Annotated in this window: 28 protein-coding genes; 24 read left to right on the plus strand and 4 right to left on the minus strand. The window is 39.2% G+C overall.

All coding sequences use genetic code 11. The features are described 5' to 3' along the window. Positions 1 to 10 precede the first annotated feature (10 nt). The 14 genes from ACPLOV_RS03430 (at position 11) to ACPLOV_RS03495 (ending at position 12,841) form a co-directional block, all read left to right on the plus strand. On the plus strand, positions 11 to 1,348 hold the full coding sequence (locus ACPLOV_RS03430) for a [Fe-Fe] hydrogenase large subunit C-terminal domain-containing protein (protein WP_424908652.1): 1,338 nt from the start codon (positions 11 to 13) through the stop codon (positions 1,346 to 1,348). After that, entirely contained in the window at positions 1,335 to 1,682 is a 348-nt protein-coding gene (locus tag ACPLOV_RS03435) for a DRTGG domain-containing protein (RefSeq protein WP_424908653.1), read from the plus strand. The genes ACPLOV_RS03430 and ACPLOV_RS03435 overlap by 14 nt, the downstream gene beginning before the upstream one ends. Further along, complete coding sequence (locus ACPLOV_RS03440) at positions 1,679 to 2,419, plus strand: histidinol phosphatase (protein WP_424908654.1); 741 nt, start codon at positions 1,679 to 1,681, stop codon at positions 2,417 to 2,419. Before ACPLOV_RS03435 ends, ACPLOV_RS03440 begins: the two co-directional genes overlap by 4 nt. 114 nt (positions 2,420 to 2,533) lie before the next feature. Further along, positions 2,534 to 3,019: an NADH-quinone oxidoreductase subunit NuoE gene (nuoE, locus tag ACPLOV_RS03445; protein WP_424908655.1), complete on the plus strand. Its 486-nt coding sequence runs from the start codon at positions 2,534 to 2,536 to the stop codon at positions 3,017 to 3,019. 18 nt (positions 3,020 to 3,037) lie between these two features. Next, positions 3,038 to 3,568, plus strand: coding sequence for an ATP-binding protein (locus ACPLOV_RS03450; protein WP_424910650.1), 531 nt, complete (start codon positions 3,038 to 3,040; stop codon positions 3,566 to 3,568). Positions 3,569 to 3,580: 12 nt separating this feature from the next. Further along, positions 3,581 to 3,946, plus strand: a complete 366-nt coding sequence (locus tag ACPLOV_RS03455; RefSeq protein ID WP_424908663.1) for a (2Fe-2S) ferredoxin domain-containing protein — start codon at positions 3,581 to 3,583, stop codon at positions 3,944 to 3,946. Between the two features lie 28 nt (positions 3,947 to 3,974). Then, complete coding sequence (gene nuoF / locus ACPLOV_RS03460; protein ID WP_424908657.1) at positions 3,975 to 5,768, plus strand: NADH-quinone oxidoreductase subunit NuoF; 1,794 nt, start codon at positions 3,975 to 3,977, stop codon at positions 5,766 to 5,768. Between the two features lie 22 nt (positions 5,769 to 5,790). Then, a complete protein-coding gene (locus ACPLOV_RS03465; protein WP_424908658.1) occupies positions 5,791 to 7,539 on the plus strand; it encodes an NADH-dependent [FeFe] hydrogenase, group A6 in 1,749 nt (582 codons plus the stop codon). 265 nt (positions 7,540 to 7,804) lie between these two features. After that, the gene (rsxC, locus tag ACPLOV_RS03470; protein ID WP_424908659.1) at positions 7,805 to 9,121 is read left to right on the plus strand and encodes an electron transport complex subunit RsxC; all 1,317 of its coding nucleotides are present in this window, start codon (positions 7,805 to 7,807) and stop codon (positions 9,119 to 9,121) included. A gap of 15 nt (positions 9,122 to 9,136) precedes the next feature. Then, the gene (locus ACPLOV_RS03475; RefSeq protein WP_424908660.1) at positions 9,137 to 10,060 is read left to right on the plus strand and encodes an RnfABCDGE type electron transport complex subunit D; all 924 of its coding nucleotides are present in this window, start codon (positions 9,137 to 9,139) and stop codon (positions 10,058 to 10,060) included. After that, a complete protein-coding gene (locus ACPLOV_RS03480; protein ID WP_424908661.1) occupies positions 10,057 to 10,599 on the plus strand; it encodes an RnfABCDGE type electron transport complex subunit G in 543 nt (180 codons plus the stop codon). The genes ACPLOV_RS03475 and ACPLOV_RS03480 overlap by 4 nt, the downstream gene beginning before the upstream one ends. Then, entirely contained in the window at positions 10,599 to 11,216 is a 618-nt protein-coding gene (gene rsxE / locus ACPLOV_RS03485; RefSeq protein ID WP_424908662.1) for an electron transport complex subunit RsxE, read from the plus strand. Before ACPLOV_RS03480 ends, rsxE begins: the two co-directional genes overlap by 1 nt. A gap of 17 nt (positions 11,217 to 11,233) precedes the next feature. Further along, positions 11,234 to 11,821, plus strand: coding sequence for an electron transport complex subunit RsxA (gene rsxA / locus ACPLOV_RS03490; RefSeq protein ID WP_083947443.1), 588 nt, complete (start codon positions 11,234 to 11,236; stop codon positions 11,819 to 11,821). A gap of 30 nt (positions 11,822 to 11,851) precedes the next feature. After that, positions 11,852 to 12,841 carry an RnfABCDGE type electron transport complex subunit B gene (locus ACPLOV_RS03495; RefSeq protein WP_424910651.1) on the plus strand — a complete coding sequence of 330 codons (990 nt, stop codon included), beginning with the start codon at positions 11,852 to 11,854 and terminating at the stop codon, positions 12,839 to 12,841. A gap of 122 nt (positions 12,842 to 12,963) precedes the next feature. Here the strand turns inward: ACPLOV_RS03495 and ACPLOV_RS03500 are convergent, their stop codons facing one another. From ACPLOV_RS03500 to ACPLOV_RS03515, 4 genes are all read right to left on the minus strand, one after another. Next, positions 12,964 to 13,539 carry a manganese catalase family protein gene (locus ACPLOV_RS03500; protein ID WP_424908401.1) on the minus strand — a complete coding sequence of 192 codons (576 nt, stop codon included), beginning with the start codon at positions 13,537 to 13,539 and terminating at the stop codon, positions 12,964 to 12,966. 12 nt (positions 13,540 to 13,551) lie between these two features. Continuing rightward, positions 13,552 to 13,812 carry a spore coat protein CotJB gene (locus ACPLOV_RS03505; protein WP_424908402.1) on the minus strand — a complete coding sequence of 87 codons (261 nt, stop codon included), beginning with the start codon at positions 13,810 to 13,812 and terminating at the stop codon, positions 13,552 to 13,554. A gap of 20 nt (positions 13,813 to 13,832) precedes the next feature. After that, positions 13,833 to 13,997 (minus strand): spore coat associated protein CotJA, encoded by a 165-nt coding sequence (locus tag ACPLOV_RS03510; RefSeq protein ID WP_424908403.1) that lies wholly within the window; start codon positions 13,995 to 13,997, stop codon positions 13,833 to 13,835. A gap of 115 nt (positions 13,998 to 14,112) precedes the next feature. Next, positions 14,113 to 14,649 (minus strand): biotin transporter BioY, encoded by a 537-nt coding sequence (locus ACPLOV_RS03515; protein ID WP_424908404.1) that lies wholly within the window; start codon positions 14,647 to 14,649, stop codon positions 14,113 to 14,115. A 195-nt stretch (positions 14,650 to 14,844) separates the two neighbouring features. On the opposite strand from ACPLOV_RS03515, the gene ACPLOV_RS03520 reads away from it, so the two are divergent. From ACPLOV_RS03520 to mreD, 10 genes are all read left to right on the plus strand, one after another. Continuing rightward, positions 14,845 to 15,060, plus strand: coding sequence for a copper ion binding protein (locus ACPLOV_RS03520; RefSeq protein WP_424908405.1), 216 nt, complete (start codon positions 14,845 to 14,847; stop codon positions 15,058 to 15,060). 3 nt (positions 15,061 to 15,063) lie between these two features. After that, complete coding sequence (locus ACPLOV_RS03525) at positions 15,064 to 15,231, plus strand: hypothetical protein (protein ID WP_424908406.1); 168 nt, start codon at positions 15,064 to 15,066, stop codon at positions 15,229 to 15,231. A gap of 114 nt (positions 15,232 to 15,345) precedes the next feature. After that, entirely contained in the window at positions 15,346 to 15,726 is a 381-nt protein-coding gene (locus tag ACPLOV_RS03530) for a NusG domain II-containing protein (RefSeq protein ID WP_424908407.1), read from the plus strand. Continuing rightward, positions 15,726 to 16,244 (plus strand): Gx transporter family protein, encoded by a 519-nt coding sequence (locus ACPLOV_RS03535; protein WP_424908408.1) that lies wholly within the window; start codon positions 15,726 to 15,728, stop codon positions 16,242 to 16,244. Before ACPLOV_RS03530 ends, ACPLOV_RS03535 begins: the two co-directional genes overlap by 1 nt. 43 nt (positions 16,245 to 16,287) lie before the next feature. Next, positions 16,288 to 16,536 (plus strand): DUF4321 domain-containing protein, encoded by a 249-nt coding sequence (locus ACPLOV_RS03540; RefSeq protein WP_424908409.1) that lies wholly within the window; start codon positions 16,288 to 16,290, stop codon positions 16,534 to 16,536. 5 nt (positions 16,537 to 16,541) lie between these two features. After that, positions 16,542 to 17,120: a Maf family protein gene (locus tag ACPLOV_RS03545; RefSeq protein WP_424908410.1), complete on the plus strand. Its 579-nt coding sequence runs from the start codon at positions 16,542 to 16,544 to the stop codon at positions 17,118 to 17,120. A gap of 25 nt (positions 17,121 to 17,145) precedes the next feature. After that, a complete protein-coding gene (gene radC, locus ACPLOV_RS03550) occupies positions 17,146 to 17,838 on the plus strand; it encodes a RadC family protein (protein ID WP_424908411.1) in 693 nt (230 codons plus the stop codon). A gap of 24 nt (positions 17,839 to 17,862) precedes the next feature. Next, positions 17,863 to 18,891: a rod shape-determining protein gene (locus ACPLOV_RS03555; RefSeq protein ID WP_424908412.1), complete on the plus strand. Its 1,029-nt coding sequence runs from the start codon at positions 17,863 to 17,865 to the stop codon at positions 18,889 to 18,891. A 12-nt stretch (positions 18,892 to 18,903) separates the two neighbouring features. Continuing rightward, positions 18,904 to 19,758, plus strand: a complete 855-nt coding sequence (gene mreC, locus ACPLOV_RS03560; RefSeq protein ID WP_424910652.1) for a rod shape-determining protein MreC — start codon at positions 18,904 to 18,906, stop codon at positions 19,756 to 19,758. 6 nt (positions 19,759 to 19,764) lie between these two features. Next, a complete protein-coding gene (gene mreD / locus ACPLOV_RS03565; RefSeq protein ID WP_424908414.1) occupies positions 19,765 to 20,265 on the plus strand; it encodes a rod shape-determining protein MreD in 501 nt (166 codons plus the stop codon). Positions 20,266 to 20,294: the final 29 nt, after the last annotated feature.

Raw genomic sequence — 20,294 nt, forward strand, 5'->3', positions numbered from 1 at the left:
GGTGGAATTTTTGACGGGATACTACCATTCCGTTACTCTCGATATATCGAAATGTAAGGGATGTACCAACTGCATAAAAGGGTGCCCAACAGAGGCAATAAGGGTGCGTAACGGAAAGGCCCAGATTTTACAGGATAAATGTATTGACTGTGGGGAATGTATAAGAATATGTCCGAATCAAGCAAAATATGCGGTTTACGATAGTCTTGAAAAATTAAAAGAGTTTAAGTTTAAAATCGCACTTCCCGCACCCAGTTTATTTGCCCAGTTCAAAGAAAATGTCTCTAAGGAACAGATAATAAATGCTCTGCACCAGGCAGGTTTTGACGAAGTATACGAGGTAGCCTTAGCTGCTGAGGAAATTTCCATTGCGATTCGCGAATATATAAAAAATAGCTCGATTAAACCCCTAATTTCTTCTTCCTGCCCTGCCGTACTGAGGTTAATACGCGTGAGGTTTCCTTCTCTGATTGAAAACATAATCCCTGTAAAATCACCTATGGAAATCGCGGCAAAAAGGGCAAAGGAAATCGTATCAGCAAAATTAGGTATTCCTGCAATGGATATTGGCACGGTATTTTTAAGTCCATGTCCTGCAAAAGTGACGGCAGTAAAACAGCCCATCGGCACATCAAAATCCTATGTGGATGCCGTCGTTCCTGTAAATGTAATTTACGGAGAGATATTAAAAAATCTCGGCAAAGGTATTTACCAAACGATTTTTAAAAGAGCTAATGGCCTTGGAGTAGGATGGGGTAGATCGGGCGGGGAAAATTTGGCTATAGGATGGGGAAATAATTTATCGGTAGATGGAATACACAATTGTATTGAGGTTTTAGAAGAAATTGAGATGGGCAAACTTTCCGATATAGACTATGTAGAGTTACAGGCATGCAATGGAGGATGTATAGGTGGAGCTTTAATGGTTGAAAATAGATTTGTCGCCAGGGTTAAACTCAGAAGGATGTCAGAAAAATTAGGGTATAATCCTAATTTTGATGAAAATGAAATAAAAATATCCATAAAAAATGGGCTTTACAATATGGAAGAACCTATTACTGGGGAAATTAACTACGGCTTGGATGGCAATATTGCAAAAGCTATAGAAAAGATGGAACTTTTGGAAAAAACCCTGAAAGGTCTTCCCGGACTCGATTGCGGAAGCTGCGGAAGCCCGAATTGTCGTGCTTTAGCTGAGGATATAGTTCTTGGAAGGGCCAATGAAACGGATTGCGTATTTAAATTAAGGGATAGGGTTAGGCAGTTAGCCAAAGAAGTTCTGGACCTCTCGCAAAAATTACCTCCCACCATGGATACGGATGGAGGTGAAGTCAATGAAACTGGTTGAACTGGTTGAAAAACTGGGTTTAAAGATTCTAACCGAGGGAGTAAACCTGAATAAAAATGTTGAAGGAGGATATGCCGGGGACCTTCTAAGCTGGGTTATGGCTCATGCAAAAGAAAATCAGGTTTGGATTACCATTCAAAGCCATCAAAATATTGTGGCAGTAGCTTCCCTGCTGGGCCTATCCGGAATCATTCTTGCAGAAGGGGTTCCGGTAGATGAAAATACCCTGAAAAAGGCAAAGGAAGAAAATATTCCTATTTTTTCTTCAAATAAAACCTCTTTTGAATTATGCGGTATACTGTATAATTTATTATACGGGAGCAGTTTTCGATGAAAGAATTTGCAGCAGACCTGCACATCCACAGCTGCTTATCTCCCTGCGCTTCCGAAGAAATGAATCCCCCTAATGTTATAAATATGGCAAAATTGCTGGGGATTAGCATAATAAGTGTATGTGATCACAATTGCTCAAAAAACGTTGAGGCCTTCATAAAAGCTTCGGGCAAAGAAATACTTGTTATTCCCGGCATGGAAGTTCAAACAATGGAAGAAGTTCACGTTCTGTGCTATTTCAAAGATATTAATAGCATGCGGATATTTGAAAACTTTATTTACAGAGGTCTTCCGGATGTAAAAAATATACCGGAGATTTTCGGAAGCCAGTATATAGTAAATGAAAAGGGAGATACCGTCGGGATAGAGGAAAAAATGCTATCGCTTTCGGTAAAATACTCTGTTAATCAAATTTTCGGCAAGGTAAAAGATTTAGGTGGGCTTTTTGTTCCTGCCCATATTGATAGAGAAAGTTACAGCATCATTTCAAACCTGGGATTTATTCCGGAGGATATTTACCCTGATGCGCTGGAATTTTCAAAAAGGGCACTAAAGGAAAGGAATTTAATGAATGTACCACTAATAGATATGACCAAAATTTATTCTTCTGATGCTCATAATTTGATGGGATTGGCTTTTCCTCCCAATACGTTTTTTATAATGGAGGATTTAACAATAGATGAATTTTTTAGATGCATAAAAGGTGAGGGCGGAAGGAGGGTTGTAATAAGGGAGTAGTTTTTTTTAACGAAATTTTTGTGAAAAGAATTACTTTAACAAAAAATTAACAATTTTACCCGGGACTTATTTAAAATTTTAAATTCAAATTTAGAAAATAAAGGAGTGATTTTCTTGGAAACCAATATCAAAATAGCCGACTACGAAGAAAAACTTAAAAAAATCGATGAAATGCTTGAAAAATATAAAGGCCAAAAGGGAGCACTTTTACAGGCTCTTCAGGAAGCACAGGGGATAATGGGATATTTACCCTTAGACGTTCAAAAGAAAGTAGCGGAAAGTTTAAATGTTACATTGAGTGAGGTTTATAGCACAATCACTTTTTACTCCTTTTTTAACCTCAAACCAAGGGGCAAATATCAGATAAGAGTATGCCTTGGAACTGCTTGTTATGTAAAAGGTGCAAATAAGGTATTAGAAAGATTTGAACAGGAACTGGGTATCAAAGTAGGGGATACCACTGATGATATTAAATTTTCCCTTGATGCTTGCCGCTGTGTTGGTGCTTGCGGGCTTGCTCCTACCGTAATAATAAATGAAGATGTATACGGAAGACTTACTCCTGACAAGGTTCCCGAAATACTGAAAAAATACGAATAGGCTATGAAGGAACTTTCTTTGCATATCTTGGACATTGTGGAAAATTCAATAAATGCAGGTGCTACCTGGGTGAAGATATCAATAAAAGAAGAAAGGGAAAAGAATTTGATGACGATAACAATAACCGACAATGGAAAAGGCATGGACGAAGATACGGTTAAAAAAGTAGTAGACCCTTTCTTTACCACCAGAACAACCAGGAGGGTAGGATTAGGAATCCCTCTTTTTGCACAGGCTGCAAAAATGGCGGGAGGAGATTTTAAGATCACTTCAAAATTGGGGATGGGTACGAAGGTAGAAGCTACTTTCATTAAAAACCACATTGATTTGCAGCCTTTGGGTAATATGGCAGATACCCTGGTCACATTGTGTGCCCTTTACCCCCATGTGGAGTTTATATATGAGCATTCGGTAGATGATAAGATTTTTGTATTTGATACCGGGGAAATAAAAAAACGATTAAATGATGTCCCTATTAACCATCCTTTGGTCCTTGACTTTATAAAGGATTATGTGGACAGCAACTTAAAAAGTATTTTGGAGGTGTAAAAGATGGGTGTAATAAAATCTCTTGAAGAATTGGAAAAAATACGTGAACAGGCTAAAGACCTTATAAACCTGAGAAAGGACAATGAAAATAAAACCCGAATTGTGGTAGGAATGGGTACCTGCGGAATCTCCGCCGGAGCCAGGCAGGTTTTGCTGGCGATACTGGACGAGATCAAAAAGAGGAATTTGAATGACGTTATTGTTACCGAAACGGGATGTATTGGTCTTTGTAAGTTTGAACCTTTAATAGATGTCATTAAACCCGGCCAGCCAAAGGTGACCTATGTCAATCTGGATGCCGAAAAGGCTCGTCAGATTGTTGCTAAACATATTGTGAATAATCAAATAATTGAAGAATGGGTTATACCAAATATTTAAAAGTTTTTGATTGTGAGGAGGATAAGCGATGGAGATTTATAGAGCACATGTGCTTGTTTGCAAAGGAACCGGATGCACCGCTTCGGGAAGCGAGCCTATAATTGAGGCTTTTCAAAAGGAAATTGAGAAAAAAGGTTTATCAAAGGAAGTAAAAGTGGTTCAGACGGGCTGTTTGGGACTTTGCGAGCTGGGACCTAATGTTTTGATATATCCTGAAGGAAGTTATTATTGCAGGGTAAAACCTGAAGATGTCGCCGAAATAGTTGAAGAACATCTGATCAAAGGAAGAATAGTTGAAAGACTCCTTTATAAAGAACATGCAACCGAAGAAAAAATGCGCGCATTGACTGACATAAATTTTTATAAGCACCAAAAAAGAATAGCTCTAAGAAATTGCGGTATTATAAACCCCGAAGTTATAGAAGAATATATTGCCAACGATGGGTATATGGCTTTAGCAAAGGTTTTAACAAAAATGACACCTCAGGAAGTTGTGGATGAAGTAACAAAATCAGGCTTAAGAGGAAGGGGAGGGGGAGGTTTCCCAACGGGCAGAAAATGGCAGTTTGCCAAGGATGCTCCCGGGGATGTAAAATACGTAGTTTGCAATGCGGATGAAGGGGACCCCGGTGCGTTTATGGATAGAAGTATTTTAGAGGGCGATCCTCATTCGGTCTTAGAGGCAATGGCAATTGCCGGGTACGCTATTGGAGCACAGGAAGGCTACATTTATGTAAGAGCGGAATATCCTATAGCTGTTAAAAGGCTTGAAATCGCTATTAACCAGGCCCGGGAAAGAGGGCTTCTTGGTGAAAATATTTTAGGTACAGGTTTTAATTTCGATATTTTCTTGAGGCTTGGTTCCGGTGCCTTTGTATGCGGAGAGGAAACGGCATTACTTGCTTCAATTGAAGGCAGAAGAGGTGAACCCAGGCCACGACCACCCTTCCCTGCACTTCAGGGTTTATGGGGGAAACCCACCCTGATAAACAATGTAGAAACTTATGCCAACATTCCGCCTATAATATTGAACGGTGCTGACTGGTTTGCGAGCATAGGCACCGAGAGAAGTAAAGGCACCAAGGTTTTTGCTATCGGAGGAAAGATAAATAATACAGGTCTTGTGGAAATCCCTATGGGTACCACCTTAAGAGAGGTTATTTTCGAAATTGGCGGCGGAATACCTAATGGCAAGAAATTCAAGGCTGTTCAAACCGGTGGGCCTTCCGGTGGCTGCATACCGGCATCGTTGCTTGATATGCCCATAGAATACGACACATTAACTCAAGCGGGATCGATGATGGGTTCCGGCGGTATGATAGTAATGGACGAGGACAACTGCATGGTGGATATTGCAAAATTCTTTTTAACCTTCACTCAGGATGAATCCTGCGGAAAATGCCCTCCATGCCGCATTGGGACTAAACGAATGTTAGAAATACTGGAAAGAATTACAAACGGGGAGGGCAAAGAGGGCGATATTGAACTTCTGGAAAACCTTGCAAAAAGTATAAAGGATTCCGCACTGTGCGGACTGGGTCAGACGGCACCAAATCCGGTACTTTCCACATTGAGGTACTTTAGAGACGAATATGAAGCTCATATAAAGGAAAAAAGATGTCCCGCAGGCGCCTGCAAAGCACTGATCAAATATGAAATTATTCCTGAAAAATGTAAAGGCTGTGGTCTTTGCGTAAAGGTATGTCCTGTAGGAGCAATAACGGGAGAAAGAAGGCAGCCTCATGTAATAGATAAAGAAAAATGCATTAAATGCAACAGCTGTTTTGATAGATGCCCGTTCGGGGCAATTGTTAAAAAATAAGTAGAAGGGAGAGAACTTTGATATGGAAATGGTTACGTTGACCATAGATGGCCAGAAAGTGCAGGTTCCCAAGGGTACTACTGTTTTAGAGGCAGCCAGGAAGCTGGGAATTAAAATTCCTACGCTGTGCTTTTTAAAGGGTATAAATGAAATCGGCGCCTGCAGAATGTGTGTAGTAGAGGTTAAAGGAGCAAGGAATTTGCAGGCATCCTGCGTTTACCCTGTATCCGAAGGTATGGAAGTGCTTACCAATACTCCTCGTGTAAGAGAATCGAGAAAAACGACCTTGGAGCTCCTTTTATCGGATCACAATTTAGAGTGCCCAACATGTGTGCGAAATTTAAACTGCGAATTGCAAAAATTATCTGAGGAACTGGGAATTAAATCCATTAGATATCAGGGCGAAAAGCACAGACCAAAGTATGATGATTTTTCACCGTCAATTGTCAGGGATACTTCAAAATGCGTCCTCTGCAGGCGCTGTGTGAGTGCATGCCATAAAGTCCAGGGAGTGGGGGTAATTTCTCCTAATCATAGAGGCTTTAATACAATGGTAGCTCCGGTATTCGACAAAAGTCTTTCGGAAGTTGCCTGTGTAAACTGCGGACAGTGCATACTGGTATGTCCAGTAGGAGCATTGAAAGAAAAGGACGATACTGACAGGGTGTGGCAGGCAATTGCAGATCCGGAAAAACACGTAGTAGTTCAAATAGCTCCGGCCGTGAGGGTATCTTTAGGAGAAGAATTCGGCCTGGGGAGGGGTGCCATCGTTACAAAGAAAATTCCAGCAGCTTTAAGAAGGATGGGATTTGACAGGGTTTTCGACACGGATTTTACTGCAGACCTCACTATTATGGAAGAGGGTAATGAATTCTTAGAAAGATTAAATCATGGGGGAAAATTGCCTTTGATAACTTCCTGCAGCCCCGGCTGGATTAAGTTCTGCGAGCATTACTATCCGGAGTTTCTGGAGAATTTGTCAACTTGCAAGTCACCCCAGCAGATGTTCGGAGCTATTGCAAAGACCTATTACGCTGAAAAAATGGGTATAGATCCTTCAAAAATATTTGTAGTTTCCATAATGCCCTGCACCGCGAAAAAGTATGAAGCAAAGAGGCCGGAAATGCGGGCCAGCGGCTATCAAGATGTGGATGTGGTGCTAACTACCAGAGAAATTGCAAGGATGCTGAAAGAAGCGGGAATAGACCTTGCTTTGATGCCCGATGAAGAATTCGATGAGCCCCTTGGGATATCTACAGGTGCGGGTGCTATTTTCGGAGCAACGGGCGGTGTAATGGAAGCCGCTTTGAGGACGGTATACGAATTAGTTACAGGTAAAGAGCTTGAGAGAATCGACTTTACGGAGGTAAGAGGTGTTGAAGGTATAAAAGAAGCAACTATTGATATAGATGGAATAAAAGTAAATGTGGCAGTGGCTCACGGGCTTTCCAATGCAAGAAAAGTACTCGACAGAGTAAAAAACGGCGAGGCCAATTATCATTTCATAGAAATAATGTGCTGCCCCGGAGGGTGTGTAGGCGGTGGAGGACAGCCGATATTAAACGCTGATGAAAGAATGGAATTGGATTATAGAGAAGTAAGAGGAAATGCTATCTATGAAGTCGATAGGAATATGCCTTTAAGAAAATCCCATGAAAATCCAGCGGTTCAGCAGCTTTATAAAGAATTCCTGGGTCATCCGTTAAGCGAGAAATCCCATGAACTCCTGCATACTCATTATACAAAAAGACCTCTGTATCCCGAGTCATAAATGAGTGTAAAAAATCATAAAAATTAGTATAGGGTGTTGTTTAATAAAACCTCGTCTGAAAAGGCGGGGTTTTTTGTTAATATTATACATGGATATTTAAAACAATTTGATAGAAATTCATAAGGATTTGTTGTATAATTTTTTTAGTGTTTGCTTTTTTTGTATACATGATACTTGTGAAAAAATTATTTTTTTTAATTAAAAGGTTTTAAAAGAAGAATGTCGAATATATAAAAGGTTTTTTAAACTGAGAGGAGAGGTGATTATGCTTAAAACTTTTAAGGGCGGGATTCACCCTGAGTATAATAAAGAGTATACAAATAGAAAACCCGTGGAAAGAGCTAAGCTTCCTTCAAAAGTAATTATTCCCATGAGCCAGCATGTGGGTGCACCCTGTGAGCCAATCGTAAAAGTAGGGGATACGGTAAAGGTCGGGCAAAAAATTGGTGAAGCAAAGGCACCGGTCTCTGCTCCCGTGCATGCCAGTGTATCGGGGAAGGTAATAGCAATTGAACCAAGACCGCACCCTTCAGGGGCTCTTGTAATGTCGGTGGTAATTGAGTCGGATGGAAAGGACGAAATATACGAAGGGATTAATCCTAAAAAACCGCTGGAAGAACTCACTCCCGATGAAATCAAAACCATAATAAGGGAAGCCGGCATCGTTGGAATGGGTGGTGCGGGATTCCCCACTCAGGTAAAATTATCGCCTCCGCCGGGAAAAACAATAGACACCATTATCGTAAACGGTGCGGAATGCGAACCTTATCTGACCTCTGACCATCGTTTAATGGTAGAACACCCGGAGGATGTAGTTTTCGGTCTTCTTGCTATTATGAAAGCAACCGGAGTTAAAAAAGGTTATATAGGAATTGAAAACAACAAACCCGATGCCATTGAAGCTATAAAAAATGCTGCAAAAGGATTGCAGGGAATCGAAGTGGTGGAACTGGATACTAAATATCCTCAGGGAGGCGAGAAGCAACTTATTAATGCAATTACCGGAAGGGAAGTTCCTTCCGGCGGGCTTCCCATGGATGTGCATGTGATAGTTGATAATGCGGGCACCTGTGCGGCAATAGCTAAGGCTTTGAAGACGGGTATGCCCTTAATAGAAAGGATTACAACGGTTACGGGAACGGGAATAAATGAGCCTAAAAACCTTTTGATTAGAATCGGTACTCCCTTTAGCGATATTATTGAACAATGCGGTGGGTTTAAAGGTGAGGTTGGAAAGGTCATTATGGGAGGCCCCATGATGGGCCTTGCTCAGGGATTACTGGATGTACCTGTTATAAAAGGAACTTCAGGAATACTCGTTCTCCAAAAGAAAGATGTAAATTTAGAGGAACCCTCCAATTGTATTAGATGTGCAAAATGCGTGGATGCATGTCCAATTCATCTATTACCTACTACCCTTGCGAAATTTGCCCAGAAGGGTAAATGGATTGAAGCCGAGCAGTATCATGCGATGGATTGTATTGAATGTGGGTGCTGTGCTTATGTTTGCCCGGCTCATATACCCCTTACCCAGTGGATAAGACTTGCTAAAAATAACATTGTTATGTCGAAAAAGAAATAGAATGGAGGCGAAAAAATGCAGGACTACAAGTTTATAACAACTTCTTCTCCCCATATACATTCGGGAGAAAGTGTTTCCAAAATAATGTATACTGTAGCAGGGGCTTTACTGCTTCCGACAGCTGCAGGTGTATATTTTTTTGGGATAAAAGCTTTACTTTTAGTAATTACCACTTCTTTGGCCTGTATAATTACCGAAGCCCTGTTTCAGATGCTGAGAGGGAAAAAAATCACTATATGGGACGGAAGCGCACTGGTTACGGGTATTTTACTGGCTTTAAATCTTCCGCCGGGACTACCTTTATGGATGGCTGTTGTAGGTTCCGCTGTGGCAATTTCGCTGGGTAAACAAATTTACGGGGGTATAGGTTCAAATCCATTTAACCCAGCTTTAATAGGCAGGGTATTTCTAATGATAACTTTTCCCGTTCAAATGACTAAATGGATAAACCCCGTTGATGGCACTACCGGTGCGACGCCTTTGATGCTTTATAAGATGCAGCATGTAACCACCGATTATTTGAATTTGCTGATAGGTAGGACCGGAGGCTCCATGGGAGAAACTTCGGCAATAATGATAATAATTGGAGGATTATACCTCATTTACAGGGGATACGTGGATTTCAGAACACCACTTTCATATCTTGCTACGGTAGCAGTGCTATCGCTCTTACTGGGAAGGGATCCCGTATTGCAGCTTTTATCGGGCGGGTTAATGCTCGGTGCCTTCTTTATGGCTACTGATATGGTTACTTCACCTATAAGCCGTTTAGGGAAAATTATTTTTGGCATTGGCTGCGGTTTATTTACCGTAATTATTAGATTCTACGGGGGATATCCCGAAGGAGTATCTTTTTCAATTCTCTTAATGAACGCCTTTACACCAATTATTAACAGGTTAACCGTGCCCAGAATTTACGGGGAGGTGAAAGCAAAATGAATCAACCGGTAAAAATGGTTGTAGTGTTAATGATGATTGCACTCGTAGCTGGTGCCCTCCTTGCTTTCACGTATCAGGCTACTTATCCCAAAATACAGCAACAGGCAAAAGAGGCTTTGGAGAGTTCAGTGTTAAAAGTAATTCCCGGTGCTGAAAAAATGGAAGAAGTCCAAAAGGATGGAATGACTTTTTATATCGGCATGGATAACCAGGGCAGTAAAAAGGGTATAGCTTTCAAAGCTGTGGGGAGCGGTTTTTCAGGGCCTATTGAAATAATGGTGGGATATAACCCCAAAGAGGGAAAATTAACAGGAATTGAAATACTTTCCATGTCAGAAACCCCGGGGCTTGGTGCTAAGATAAAAGAACCTTCTTTTACAGAACAGTTCAAAGGGAAATCGGTAAAAGACGAATTCGCTCCAAAAAAAGATGTTAAGGTTATTACCGGTGCCACTATTTCTCCTACGGCCGTTGCAAAGGCAATAAAATCCACCTTGGAAGAAGTGACTAAAATATATCCCGTAGGAGGTGATTTCTGATGCAATTGGTAAAAGATTTTGTTAACGGATTATGGAATGAAAATCCTATCTTTAGAATGGTTATCGGAATATGCTCGGCTTTGGCTGTTACAACCGCAGCAAAAAATGGAATAGCTATGGGACTTGCTTTAACTTTCGTATTAACCTGTTCAAGTATACTGATTTCCCTTTTGAAAAATATTATACCTTCAAAGGTAAGAATTCCCTGCTATATTATCGTAGTGGCTACCTTTACGACCATCGTAGACCTTGTAATGAAAGCGTATTTCCCCGCTTTATATCAGGTAATGGGTATTTTCATTCCTTTAATAGTTGTTAACTGCATAGTTCTTGCAAGAGCTGAAGCCTTTGCTTCGAAGGTAAATGTGTTGAGGGCTGCTGCCGATGCCCTTGGAATGGGACTTGGTTATGCCTGGGCAATAACGGTTATAAGCATGGTAAGGGAAATTTTAGGAAATGGGACGATCTTTGATATTCCTTTGTTCGGACAGAATTTTACTCAATGGGTAATTATGCTTCTTCCTCCCGGAGCTTTCTTTGTAATGGGGATTCTGGTGGGATTGATGAACCTTATAACGAGAAAATCGCCAAAGAACGACGGCTGCCATAACTGCTGATTGGGAGGTGAATTGAGTTGTTAAAGGAAATATTATTTATAATAATCGGTTCGGTACTTGTAAATAATTTCGTATTATCCAGGTATTTAGGACAGTGTCCATTCCTTGGCGTTTCCAGCAAAACCGAAACCGCCCTGGGGATGGGAATGGCAACTACCTTTGTTCTAACAATGACTGCGGTAGCGGCGTATTTCATTCAAAATTATATATTGGCACCTTTTGGATTGGATGCTTTTTTACAGATCGTATCGTTTATTCTGGTCATTGCTTCTCTCGTACAGCTTGTGGAAATGGTAGTCTTAAAAATAAGTCCACCCTTATACAATGCTTTTGGAATTTACCTTCCCCTGATTACTACTAACTGTATCGTTCTCGGAGTTGCTCTGTTAATTCCTTCCAAAAGCTACAATTTAATTCAAAGCATTGCTTTCGGCCTGGGTGCAGGACTCGGGTTTACCTTGGCTCTTGCTTTAATGGCAGGAATAAGGGAAGATTTGGAATTTGCTGATGTTCCAGAAGCTTTAAAAGGTCCTGCCATCGTCTTCATTACAGCAGGGCTACTTGCCATGATTTTTATGGGATTTGCGGGACTTGTTCCGCTATAAGGCTAATTTTTTTACCAGGAGGTGATTTATATGGCGAACTTAATAGCTCTGGCAATGATAAGTATGGGTGGACTTGGCCTTGTGCTGGGGAGCGGACTGGTAATTGCTTCAAAAAAATTTGCCGTTGAAACCGATCCCAAGGTGGATGAGATATTGGCTGCTTTGCCGGGGGCAAACTGCGGTGCATGCGGATATCCCGGATGCTCGGGTTTGGCAAAAGCGATAGTTGAAGGAAAGGCTTCCGTAAGTGCTTGCGTCGTCGGGGGGCCAAAAGTCGCTGCAAAAATAGCGGATATTATGGGAGTAAATCCTGAAGGCGAAACAAAGGATAAAAAAGTGGCCAGGGTTTTATGCCAGGGCAGTGTAAATAATGCCAGATTTAAATCCGAATATGTGGGCATAAAAACCTGCAGGGCAGCTTCCCTGGTAAACGGGGGTCCAAAAGCATGCACCTTTGCATGTATAGGATTTGGCGACTGTGAAAAGGTATGCCCGGTAGGAGCAATAAGTATGTCGGAAGATGGCCTGCCCGTTATCGATGAGGGAAAATGCACAGGATGCGGGCTTTGTGTAAAAGCCTGTCCAAAAATGGTGATCAGTCTTTCACCCTTAAAAAATGAAGTGCACGTAAGATGCAGGGCTACGATGAAGGGAAAGGATACAAAGGACGTATGCAAAGTTGGATGTATTGCCTGCAAACAATGTGAAAAAGTTTGTCCCTTTGATGCAATACATGTAATTAACAATGTAGCGGTAATCGATTATGAAAAATGTACAAATTGCATGCTCTGCGTAGAAAAATGTCCGACAAAGATAATAACATCTAAATTTGAAAAAAGAAAGAAGGCCGAAATCACGGATGCCTGTATCGGTTGCACTATTTGTGCCAAGAATTGTCCGGTAAATGCAATTACCGGGGAAGTTAAAAAGAAACATGAAGTACAAAAGGACCTTTGTATTGGTTGCGGTGTTTGTGCAGAAAAATGTCCTAAAAAAGCTATTAATATGATAAGGGAATAAAATTATTGTTAAAAAAAGCCTTAAAGGTTTATAATATGCCCTTTAAGGCTTTTTCTATTCGAATTATCTATTTATAGGATAAATTTTTAAATTTTAAATAAGACTTAATAATAATGTGATATTTAATAGAAGATATGTTTATGCTGGTAATGCTCCTGAACGAGCATTAAAACTTCCCCAAACCTTTGAAAATGGACTACTTCCCTTTCTCTTAAAAAGGAGAGTGCTGTGATAACGCCCGTATCATTGGTTAATGTAATCAATCTTTCGTAGGTAGCTCTTGCTTTTTGTTCAGCTGCCAAATCTTCGTGAAGGTCAGCAATGGGATCGCCGCTGGAAGCAATATAAGCTGCCGTGAAGGGAACGCCCGCAGCATCATGGGGGTAAAGAGCGTTGTCGTGTTGGGAGAAGTGATCGCCTAATCCAGCGTTTCTCATCTGTTCCGGCGTAGCACCATAGGTTAATTTATATATTAAAGTGCCTATAATTTCCCAGTGAGCCAGTTCTTCCGTACCTATATCGGTTAAAAGGGCTTTTGCCTGAGGTATTGGCATGGTATATCTTTGTGTAAGATACCTTACCGCTGCCGCAAGTTCGCTATCCGGTCCTCCGTACTGGGCAAATAAAAATTTGGCCATTCCCAGGTCGGTTTTGCTTACATTTGCAGGGCACTGCAATTTCTTTTCATAGTACCACAATTCTGATCCCTCCTAATATTCAATTTCCCAGGGCCAGGGAGAATTAATATATTTATAGGGGTAAGGGCTAATGCTGTCAAGCCTCATCGGTCCGTAAGTTGATTCGTATTCATTTTTTAGTTGATAGGACAATCTAACATATTTATTATGGTCTTCAATGGCTCTCCTTTCATCCGGATGGGTATCCAGAAAGAGAGAAAGTTCCCATACGGCAAAGTCCACGGCCATAATATTTTTTAATTTTTCTACCATATCTTTGTTATGATGGGACATAATGTTCTACCTCCTTTTATTTATTCTTGAAAAGTTTGAGGTGGAAAAGGTCTGTAAAGCTCAGGAAATAAAGTGCCATTTCTGAGAGCGGTTTTTATATCAAAGGTTTCACCGTACATCTGCATGGGGATATATACCTGGGCAAGTTTCATATCTATATAAAAACCTTTCTTGCTTTCCGACATTATTATCTACCTCCAGGAATTTATTTTTTTTTTTTTTTTTGCGATATTATAATATGATTATTTTATGAAGGGGGTGAAAGGCATAAAAAAAAGCCCGAAAGGGCTTTAAAAATTTTTAAATAACCTTTTCTAAAGGCTTTTTTAATTGAAAATATAAATAGCTTGCAATTACTGCTTTTATAATATCACCGGGAATAAAAGGAAATAGACCTACTGCAATTGCTTTTTTTAAAGATAAATGTGTAATAAAAGCTAAGTACGGAACTCCAATTAAGTATATAAAAAATACTCCAAAAACAAGATTTAAAAATAAAATACGAAATAAATTATTAGAGTATTTTTTGAAGGTGGAAATAAAAAATGCTGCAAAGGGCCAGCTGAGAAGATACCCCCCGCTGGGACCCAAAATTACGTTAAGTCCGGCTCTACCACCTGCAAAAACAGGTACCCCTGCAGCGCCCAAAAGAAGATATATAAGCATGCTTAGAAAAGCTGAAGGTGGTGAAAGCATTAAGCCGGCAAGCATGACCGCAAAGGTTTGAAGGGTAATGGGAACCGGACTGAAAGGTAAAGGAATTTTTATGTAGCTAACTACCACCATTATGGAGGTAAAAAGAGAGATAAAAATTAAATCCTTAGTTCTTATATTCATGGCTCACCTCACAAAATTGTTTTTTTTCTTTAATTATATTTATGTCTCGGAAAAATGTCAACCTATAAATAAAAATAGTTAACAAATTGATTGTTGACCTTTTAAAAAAAATATGATTTTATATTTATAACTTTTTTATTTCTCCCATGAATTTAACATAAAGCAGGGAAGAATATAAAACAGGAGGGGATTTTAATGAAAAATGAGATTACTTTAAAAGTATCGGGAATGTCCTGTCACCACTGCAAGAATGCCATAGAATCCGCCTTAAAAAAAATGAACGGTGTAATTTCAGCGGAAGCCTTTGTTAAAGAAGGGAAGGTTTCAGTTTCTTTTGATAGAGACCTGGTAGATAAGAAAGACATAATAAGGACCATTGAAGAGACGGGTTATGACGTCGAAGGTGAGTAAATTATGAAAAATAAAAAGACTAAAAAAGGGAGTTTTTTCTTGGGAAGATATTTCAAAAACGGTGAAAATATGGTAGGTCATCTTTCAAATAAAACCACAAGGCTTGCCCTTTTTTTCGAAAAGAAAGCTTACTTGGATAAAAAAAGAAAAGAAAAGGAAGATAAAAGGTAAACTTTAAGGATCTTACAGGATTGTAAGATCCTTTTTTATTGGGACAAACATATGTATACCTCTTGTCTTAAATTTTACAAAGTGTTACACTAATTTATGTTAAGGTGGGATGGTATGTTTACGAAAGGTGATAAAATATTAATTGCCGTTGTTTTGTTTTTTTCAGTTTTTACATTAATTATTTTTTATACCTATGGGATGGATAATAACCCGACCTATGCAGTAATAGAAGTTAATGGGAAATTCTTTCAGAAAATTTCCTTGGGGAGCAATGGCCCACAATTAAAGGTTGAAGTACCCGGAATTTTGGGTGTCAGCGTAGTAGAAATAGATAAAAATCGCGTGAGAATGCTGAAATCACCCTGCAAGGATCAACTATGTGTTCAACAGGGTTGGGTTGAAAAAGGCGGAGAAATGATAGTTTGTCTTCCCAACCGGGTAGTTGTTAAGATTGTAAAAGAAAAAAAAGATGATATGGATGGGGTAAGTTTTTGATGATGAAGTACAGTAAACTCGTATATTTATCTCTTTTCGTTACCTTTGGAATAACCCTTCATATCGTTGAAAGTTCAATTCCGGTACCGGTGCCAATTCCGGGAGCAAAATTGGGCCTTGCGAATATAATGGCGTTAATAGCGATTTTAATTTTTGGAATTAAGGAAGGCTTAATAGTAAATGTTTTAAGATGCATCATAGGATCCACACTTTATGGCTCAATGTCAAGCCTTATATATAGTCTTTCGGGTGCTGTTGTGGCTACATTAATAATGGGTATATTTTATAAGTATTGTAATAATGTTTTTAGCCCGATTGGTATTAGTGTCCTCGGCGGGATTTTTCATAATATTACTCAGTTAACGGTAGCGATGATAATATTAAAAACCTGGGGACTATATGTATATCTTCCCCATCTTTTACTAACTGGACTTGTTACCGGTATATTTACCGGAATTCTGGCGTTCTTTGTCGAGAAAAATTTAAGGGGCATTATGAAAAAAATGAAGTTTTTTTAGATTTGATAATAAGCTTTTTTAAAAATATTTTGAGGTGAAAAAAATGAAGAAAAGTAATCGAAGTATACTGCTTCTGGTAATAATATTAATAATTGGTGCGATTTGTGGGAATTTAATTGGAGAAAGCTTAAAAACAAAATTGCAGATTCTTTCTTACGGAGTAAAAATTGGTTTAAACCCGACTAAGCTTGAATTGGGAGTTTTTAATTTAACTTTTGGTTTTTCCATGAATTTAAATATCGCCGGGGTTATCGGCATAATTCTGGCATTGTTATTATATCAGAGGATGTAAAATCTATGGGTAGGAAATTGGTCCTTGCATCTTCATCACCCAGGAGAATTGAATTATTAAAACAAATTGGATTAGATTTTGAAGTAATTCCCGCCAATATAGAAGAAGAAAAGATTATAGAATTAAAGCCTGATGAATTGGTGCAAAAACTTGCTATCGAGAAGGTAATAAGTGTATCCAAGAAAGTTAGGAATAGTATAGTTATCGGGGCAGATACTTTGGTTTATGCGGAAAATAAAGTCTTAGGCAAGCCCAGGACGGAAAAAGAAGCTTTGGACATGCTGTTATTATTGAGCAACAAATGGCATAAGGTTTACAGCGGGATAGCTGTTCTTGACACGGAAACTCAAAAGCTGATAACAGATGTAGAAGAATCCGGTGTAAAATTTAAAAGCATATCTGAGAAAGAAGCAAAAAATTACATACAAACCGGTGAACCGATGGATAAAGCTGGCGCCTATGCCATACAGGGCAAAGGTGCTGTCTTTATAGAAAGAATTGAAGGATGTTATTATAACATTGTGGGATTGCCTTTGTTTAAATTGGTAAAACTGTTAGAGCAATTTAATGTATATGTATTTTGATTTTAAGAATTTAAGGAGGTTTTCGGTGAAGACGGTAAAAATAAAGGATTTACCCGAAGAGCAAAGACCAAGAGAAAGAATGTGGACCTTAGGTGCAGAAGCATTAAATGATGCGGAACTTCTGGCATTAATTTTGGGAACCGGGACAAAATCGGAATCTGCTCTTATGCTTGCCCAAAGGCTGTTAAAAGGTGATGGAGGGAAAAAAGGGCTTGAATATATATATAATGCCAGCTTAGAAGAACTTTCAAACCTAAAAGGAATAGGCGCCGCTAAAGCGGTTAAAATAAAAGCAGCAGTAGAAATGGGGCGAAGGATTGCCTCAAATTTTGGCGTAAAAAAAATTGTTATAAATTCTCCAAAAGATGTAGAAAATTTATTAAAGGAAGAGATGCGGGCCTTAGAAAAAGAACATTTTAGAGTAATTTTGCTGGATACTAAAAACAAGGTAATCTCTGTTGAGGAAATTTCCATAGGGACATTAGATTCTTCTATTGTGCACCCGCGAGAAGTATTTAAACCGGCGATTAAAAGAAGCAGTTCTTCAATTATATTGGTTCACAATCATCCCAGCGGTGATCCCTACCCGAGTAAAGAGGATATAGTTATTACAAAAAGACTCTGCGAAGCGGGGAAGTTACTGGGGATTTATGTTGTTGATCACATAATAATTGGAAATTCTTCCTTTAGCTTTAAAGCAAATGGATTATTAGAATAGAACCACCGGAAAGGAGATAACGAGATGTTACCATTTTTTAAAGCTTTTTCGAAGGATATAGGGATAGATTTGGGTACCGCAAATACCCTCGTGCATGTCCGCGGGAAAGGAATTGTGCTCAGAGAACCCTCGGTAGTTGCGATCCAGAGGGATACCGGAGCCATATTAGCGGTAGGAGAAGAGGCAAAACAGATGATAGGAAGAACGCCCGGTAATATCGTTGCAATAAGGCCTTTAAAAGATGGTGTTATTGCTGATTTTGATGTAACCCAGGCGATGCTAAAACATTTTATTTCAAAAGCTTTAAGGGCAAAAGGGGTAGTAAAACCAAGGGTAGTGGTAGGTATTCCCTCCGGCGTTACGGAAGTTGAGAAAAGAGCTGTAATAGATGCTACACTGCAGGCGGGAGCCAGGGAAGCTTACCTTATTGAGGAACCCATGGCAGCAGCTATTGGAGCCGGGCTTGAAGTTCACGAGCCCACAGGAAATATGGTGGTCGACATAGGTGGCGGCACTACAGAGGTGGCGATAATTTCATTGGGGGGAATAGTAACAAGCAGGTCTATCCGCATAGGCGGCGATGAAATGGATGAAGCTATAGTTAATTATATCAAAAAAGAATACAATCTTATGATTGGCGAAAGAACGGCAGAAGATATAAAGATAAAAATGGGATCGGCATACCCTAAACCCGAGGAGGAAACTGCGGAGGTAAAGGGAAGGGATTTGATTACCGGCCTTCCAAAAACAATTACAGTTACTTCTAAGGAAATTAGAGAGGCTTTAAAGGAGCCGGTCAATAGCATCATTGAAGCTATTAAAGTTACTTTAGAAAAAACTCCGCCGGAACTGGCTGCGGACATTATGGACAGGGGAATTGTAATGACTGGAGGCGGTTCATTGCTTTATGGTCTTGATAAACTTGTAAATGAAGAAACGGGCATGCCGGTTCATTTAGCGGAAAACCCCTTAGATTGTGTTGCTCTTGGTACGGGCAAGGTTCTGGAAGAAATAGATTTATTAAAGAGAGTTCTCGTTTCACCCAAAAGATAATCGATAAAGGGTGTGATTTTTTTGCTTGGCCTCTTTAAAAAAAGACAATTCTGGTATATAGTGCTGGTTATTTTTTTAATTACTTTAACTTACAGGTTAACCTATACCAATGAACAGTTATTTAATCGAATAGAACGGCCAATTTTGGCCGTCTTTTCTCCTATTAGCGACTTTTTCAGCAGTGTGGTAAATTATTTTGCCGGTAAAGTTACTTCGATAAAAGATATTTTTTATTTAAAAAGCCAGAATGAGATTTTAAAAAAGAAAGTAGATGAGCTTAGTTCCTATCAGAAAATATATTATGAGTTAAAAACCGAAAACGAAAAATTAAGGAGGATGCTGGATCTAAAGGAGAGAAGTTATGATTATAATTTGGAAGCAGCCGAGGTCATCGGAAGAGACCCGAGCAATTGGTTCAATATTCTGATAATTGACAAAGGTACAAATAGCGGTGTTAGTAAAAATATGGCTGTAATTTCTGAAGATGGCCTTGTAGGATATACCGTAGATGTGGGTAATAACTGGGCCAAGGTGCTGCTGATAATCGATAATAGAAGTTCAATAAGTGCCATGATTCAAAGAACAAGGGATAACGGTGTTATAAAGGGAAGTGTGGCGCCGGCACCTCCCGGGTATCTTAAAATGGTGTATTTACCCATGGATGCTTCTGTGGTTAATGGGGATGTAGTTATTTCCTCGGGGTTAGGTGGAATAGTTCCAAAGGGAATAATTATTGGCAAAGTTGAAGAGGTGAAAAAGGAATCGGACAATTTAATGAAATTTGCAATTGTAAAACCCGCTGTTGATTTTAATAAATTGGAGTACGTTTTTGTTATTAAGAATTTTTCATATACCGGCAGGGAGTGAATCCAATTGAGATATGTATTTTACCTGTTAATAATGAGCCTTGTTTTAGTAATTCAATCTTCAATAAGTCCTTACATAAAAATTGGTGGAGTAAATCCCGATTTTTTTTTAATAATGCTTTTAAGTTTTTCTATTATTAAAGGACCGGAAAGGGGATCCCTTTACGGATTATCCGGCGGATTTATCGAAGATTTAATGTTCGGAAGATTCATCGGGCTAAATTCTTTAACAAAATTTTTAACGTGTTATATAACGGGATGGGGGACCAAAAATCTTTTTAAAGGCCCTGCCATATTTACAATTTTATTCGTTTTCATAGGCAGCTTAATTTATAACTTGCTTTTTTTGCTTGCTAATTATATATTTATTCCTTCCTTCCAAAGGGGAAATTTTTTCACCTTTTTTATATATACAGCAATTGTTAATGCAATTTTTGCTCCAATAGTGTATAATTTTGTGTACAAAATAGAACATTTTTTCGATTACTATTTTAACATTAAGTACTAAATCTTTTGATTTTTATCTATATCGAGGGG

This window comes from Thermovenabulum sp., assembly GCF_049723235.1.
Classification (GTDB): Bacteria; Bacillota; Thermosediminibacteria; order Thermosediminibacterales; family Thermosediminibacteraceae; genus Thermovenabulum.

Excerpts from the sequence above, each read along its gene's own strand:
- ACPLOV_RS03435 (WP_424908653.1), top strand. The coding sequence starts at position 1,335 with ATGAAACTGGTTGAACTGGTTGAAAAACTGGGTTTAAAGATTCTAACC.
- ACPLOV_RS03440 (WP_424908654.1), top strand. The coding sequence starts at position 1,679 with ATGAAAGAATTTGCAGCAGACCTGCACATCCACAGCTGCTTATCTCCC.
- nuoF (WP_424908657.1), top strand. The coding sequence starts at position 3,975 with ATGGAGATTTATAGAGCACATGTGCTTGTTTGCAAAGGAACCGGATGC.
- ACPLOV_RS03465 (WP_424908658.1), top strand. The coding sequence starts at position 5,791 with ATGGAAATGGTTACGTTGACCATAGATGGCCAGAAAGTGCAGGTTCCC.
- rsxC (WP_424908659.1), top strand. The coding sequence starts at position 7,805 with ATGCTTAAAACTTTTAAGGGCGGGATTCACCCTGAGTATAATAAAGAG.
- ACPLOV_RS03475 (WP_424908660.1), top strand. The coding sequence starts at position 9,137 with ATGCAGGACTACAAGTTTATAACAACTTCTTCTCCCCATATACATTCG.
- ACPLOV_RS03480 (WP_424908661.1), top strand. The coding sequence starts at position 10,057 with ATGAATCAACCGGTAAAAATGGTTGTAGTGTTAATGATGATTGCACTC.
- rsxE (WP_424908662.1), top strand. The coding sequence starts at position 10,599 with ATGCAATTGGTAAAAGATTTTGTTAACGGATTATGGAATGAAAATCCT.
- ACPLOV_RS03495 (WP_424910651.1), top strand. The coding sequence starts at position 11,852 with ATGGCGAACTTAATAGCTCTGGCAATGATAAGTATGGGTGGACTTGGC.
- ACPLOV_RS03505 (WP_424908402.1), bottom strand. The coding sequence starts at position 13,812 with ATGTCCCATCATAACAAAGATATGGTAGAAAAATTAAAAAATATTATG.
- ACPLOV_RS03510 (WP_424908403.1), bottom strand. The coding sequence starts at position 13,997 with ATGTCGGAAAGCAAGAAAGGTTTTTATATAGATATGAAACTTGCCCAG.
- ACPLOV_RS03515 (WP_424908404.1), bottom strand. The coding sequence starts at position 14,649 with ATGAATATAAGAACTAAGGATTTAATTTTTATCTCTCTTTTTACCTCC.
- ACPLOV_RS03520 (WP_424908405.1), top strand. The coding sequence starts at position 14,845 with ATGAAAAATGAGATTACTTTAAAAGTATCGGGAATGTCCTGTCACCAC.
- ACPLOV_RS03525 (WP_424908406.1), top strand. The coding sequence starts at position 15,064 with ATGAAAAATAAAAAGACTAAAAAAGGGAGTTTTTTCTTGGGAAGATAT.
- ACPLOV_RS03530 (WP_424908407.1), top strand. The coding sequence starts at position 15,346 with ATGTTTACGAAAGGTGATAAAATATTAATTGCCGTTGTTTTGTTTTTT.
- ACPLOV_RS03535 (WP_424908408.1), top strand. The coding sequence starts at position 15,726 with ATGATGAAGTACAGTAAACTCGTATATTTATCTCTTTTCGTTACCTTT.
- ACPLOV_RS03540 (WP_424908409.1), top strand. The coding sequence starts at position 16,288 with ATGAAGAAAAGTAATCGAAGTATACTGCTTCTGGTAATAATATTAATA.
- ACPLOV_RS03545 (WP_424908410.1), top strand. The coding sequence starts at position 16,542 with ATGGGTAGGAAATTGGTCCTTGCATCTTCATCACCCAGGAGAATTGAA.
- ACPLOV_RS03555 (WP_424908412.1), top strand. The coding sequence starts at position 17,863 with ATGTTACCATTTTTTAAAGCTTTTTCGAAGGATATAGGGATAGATTTG.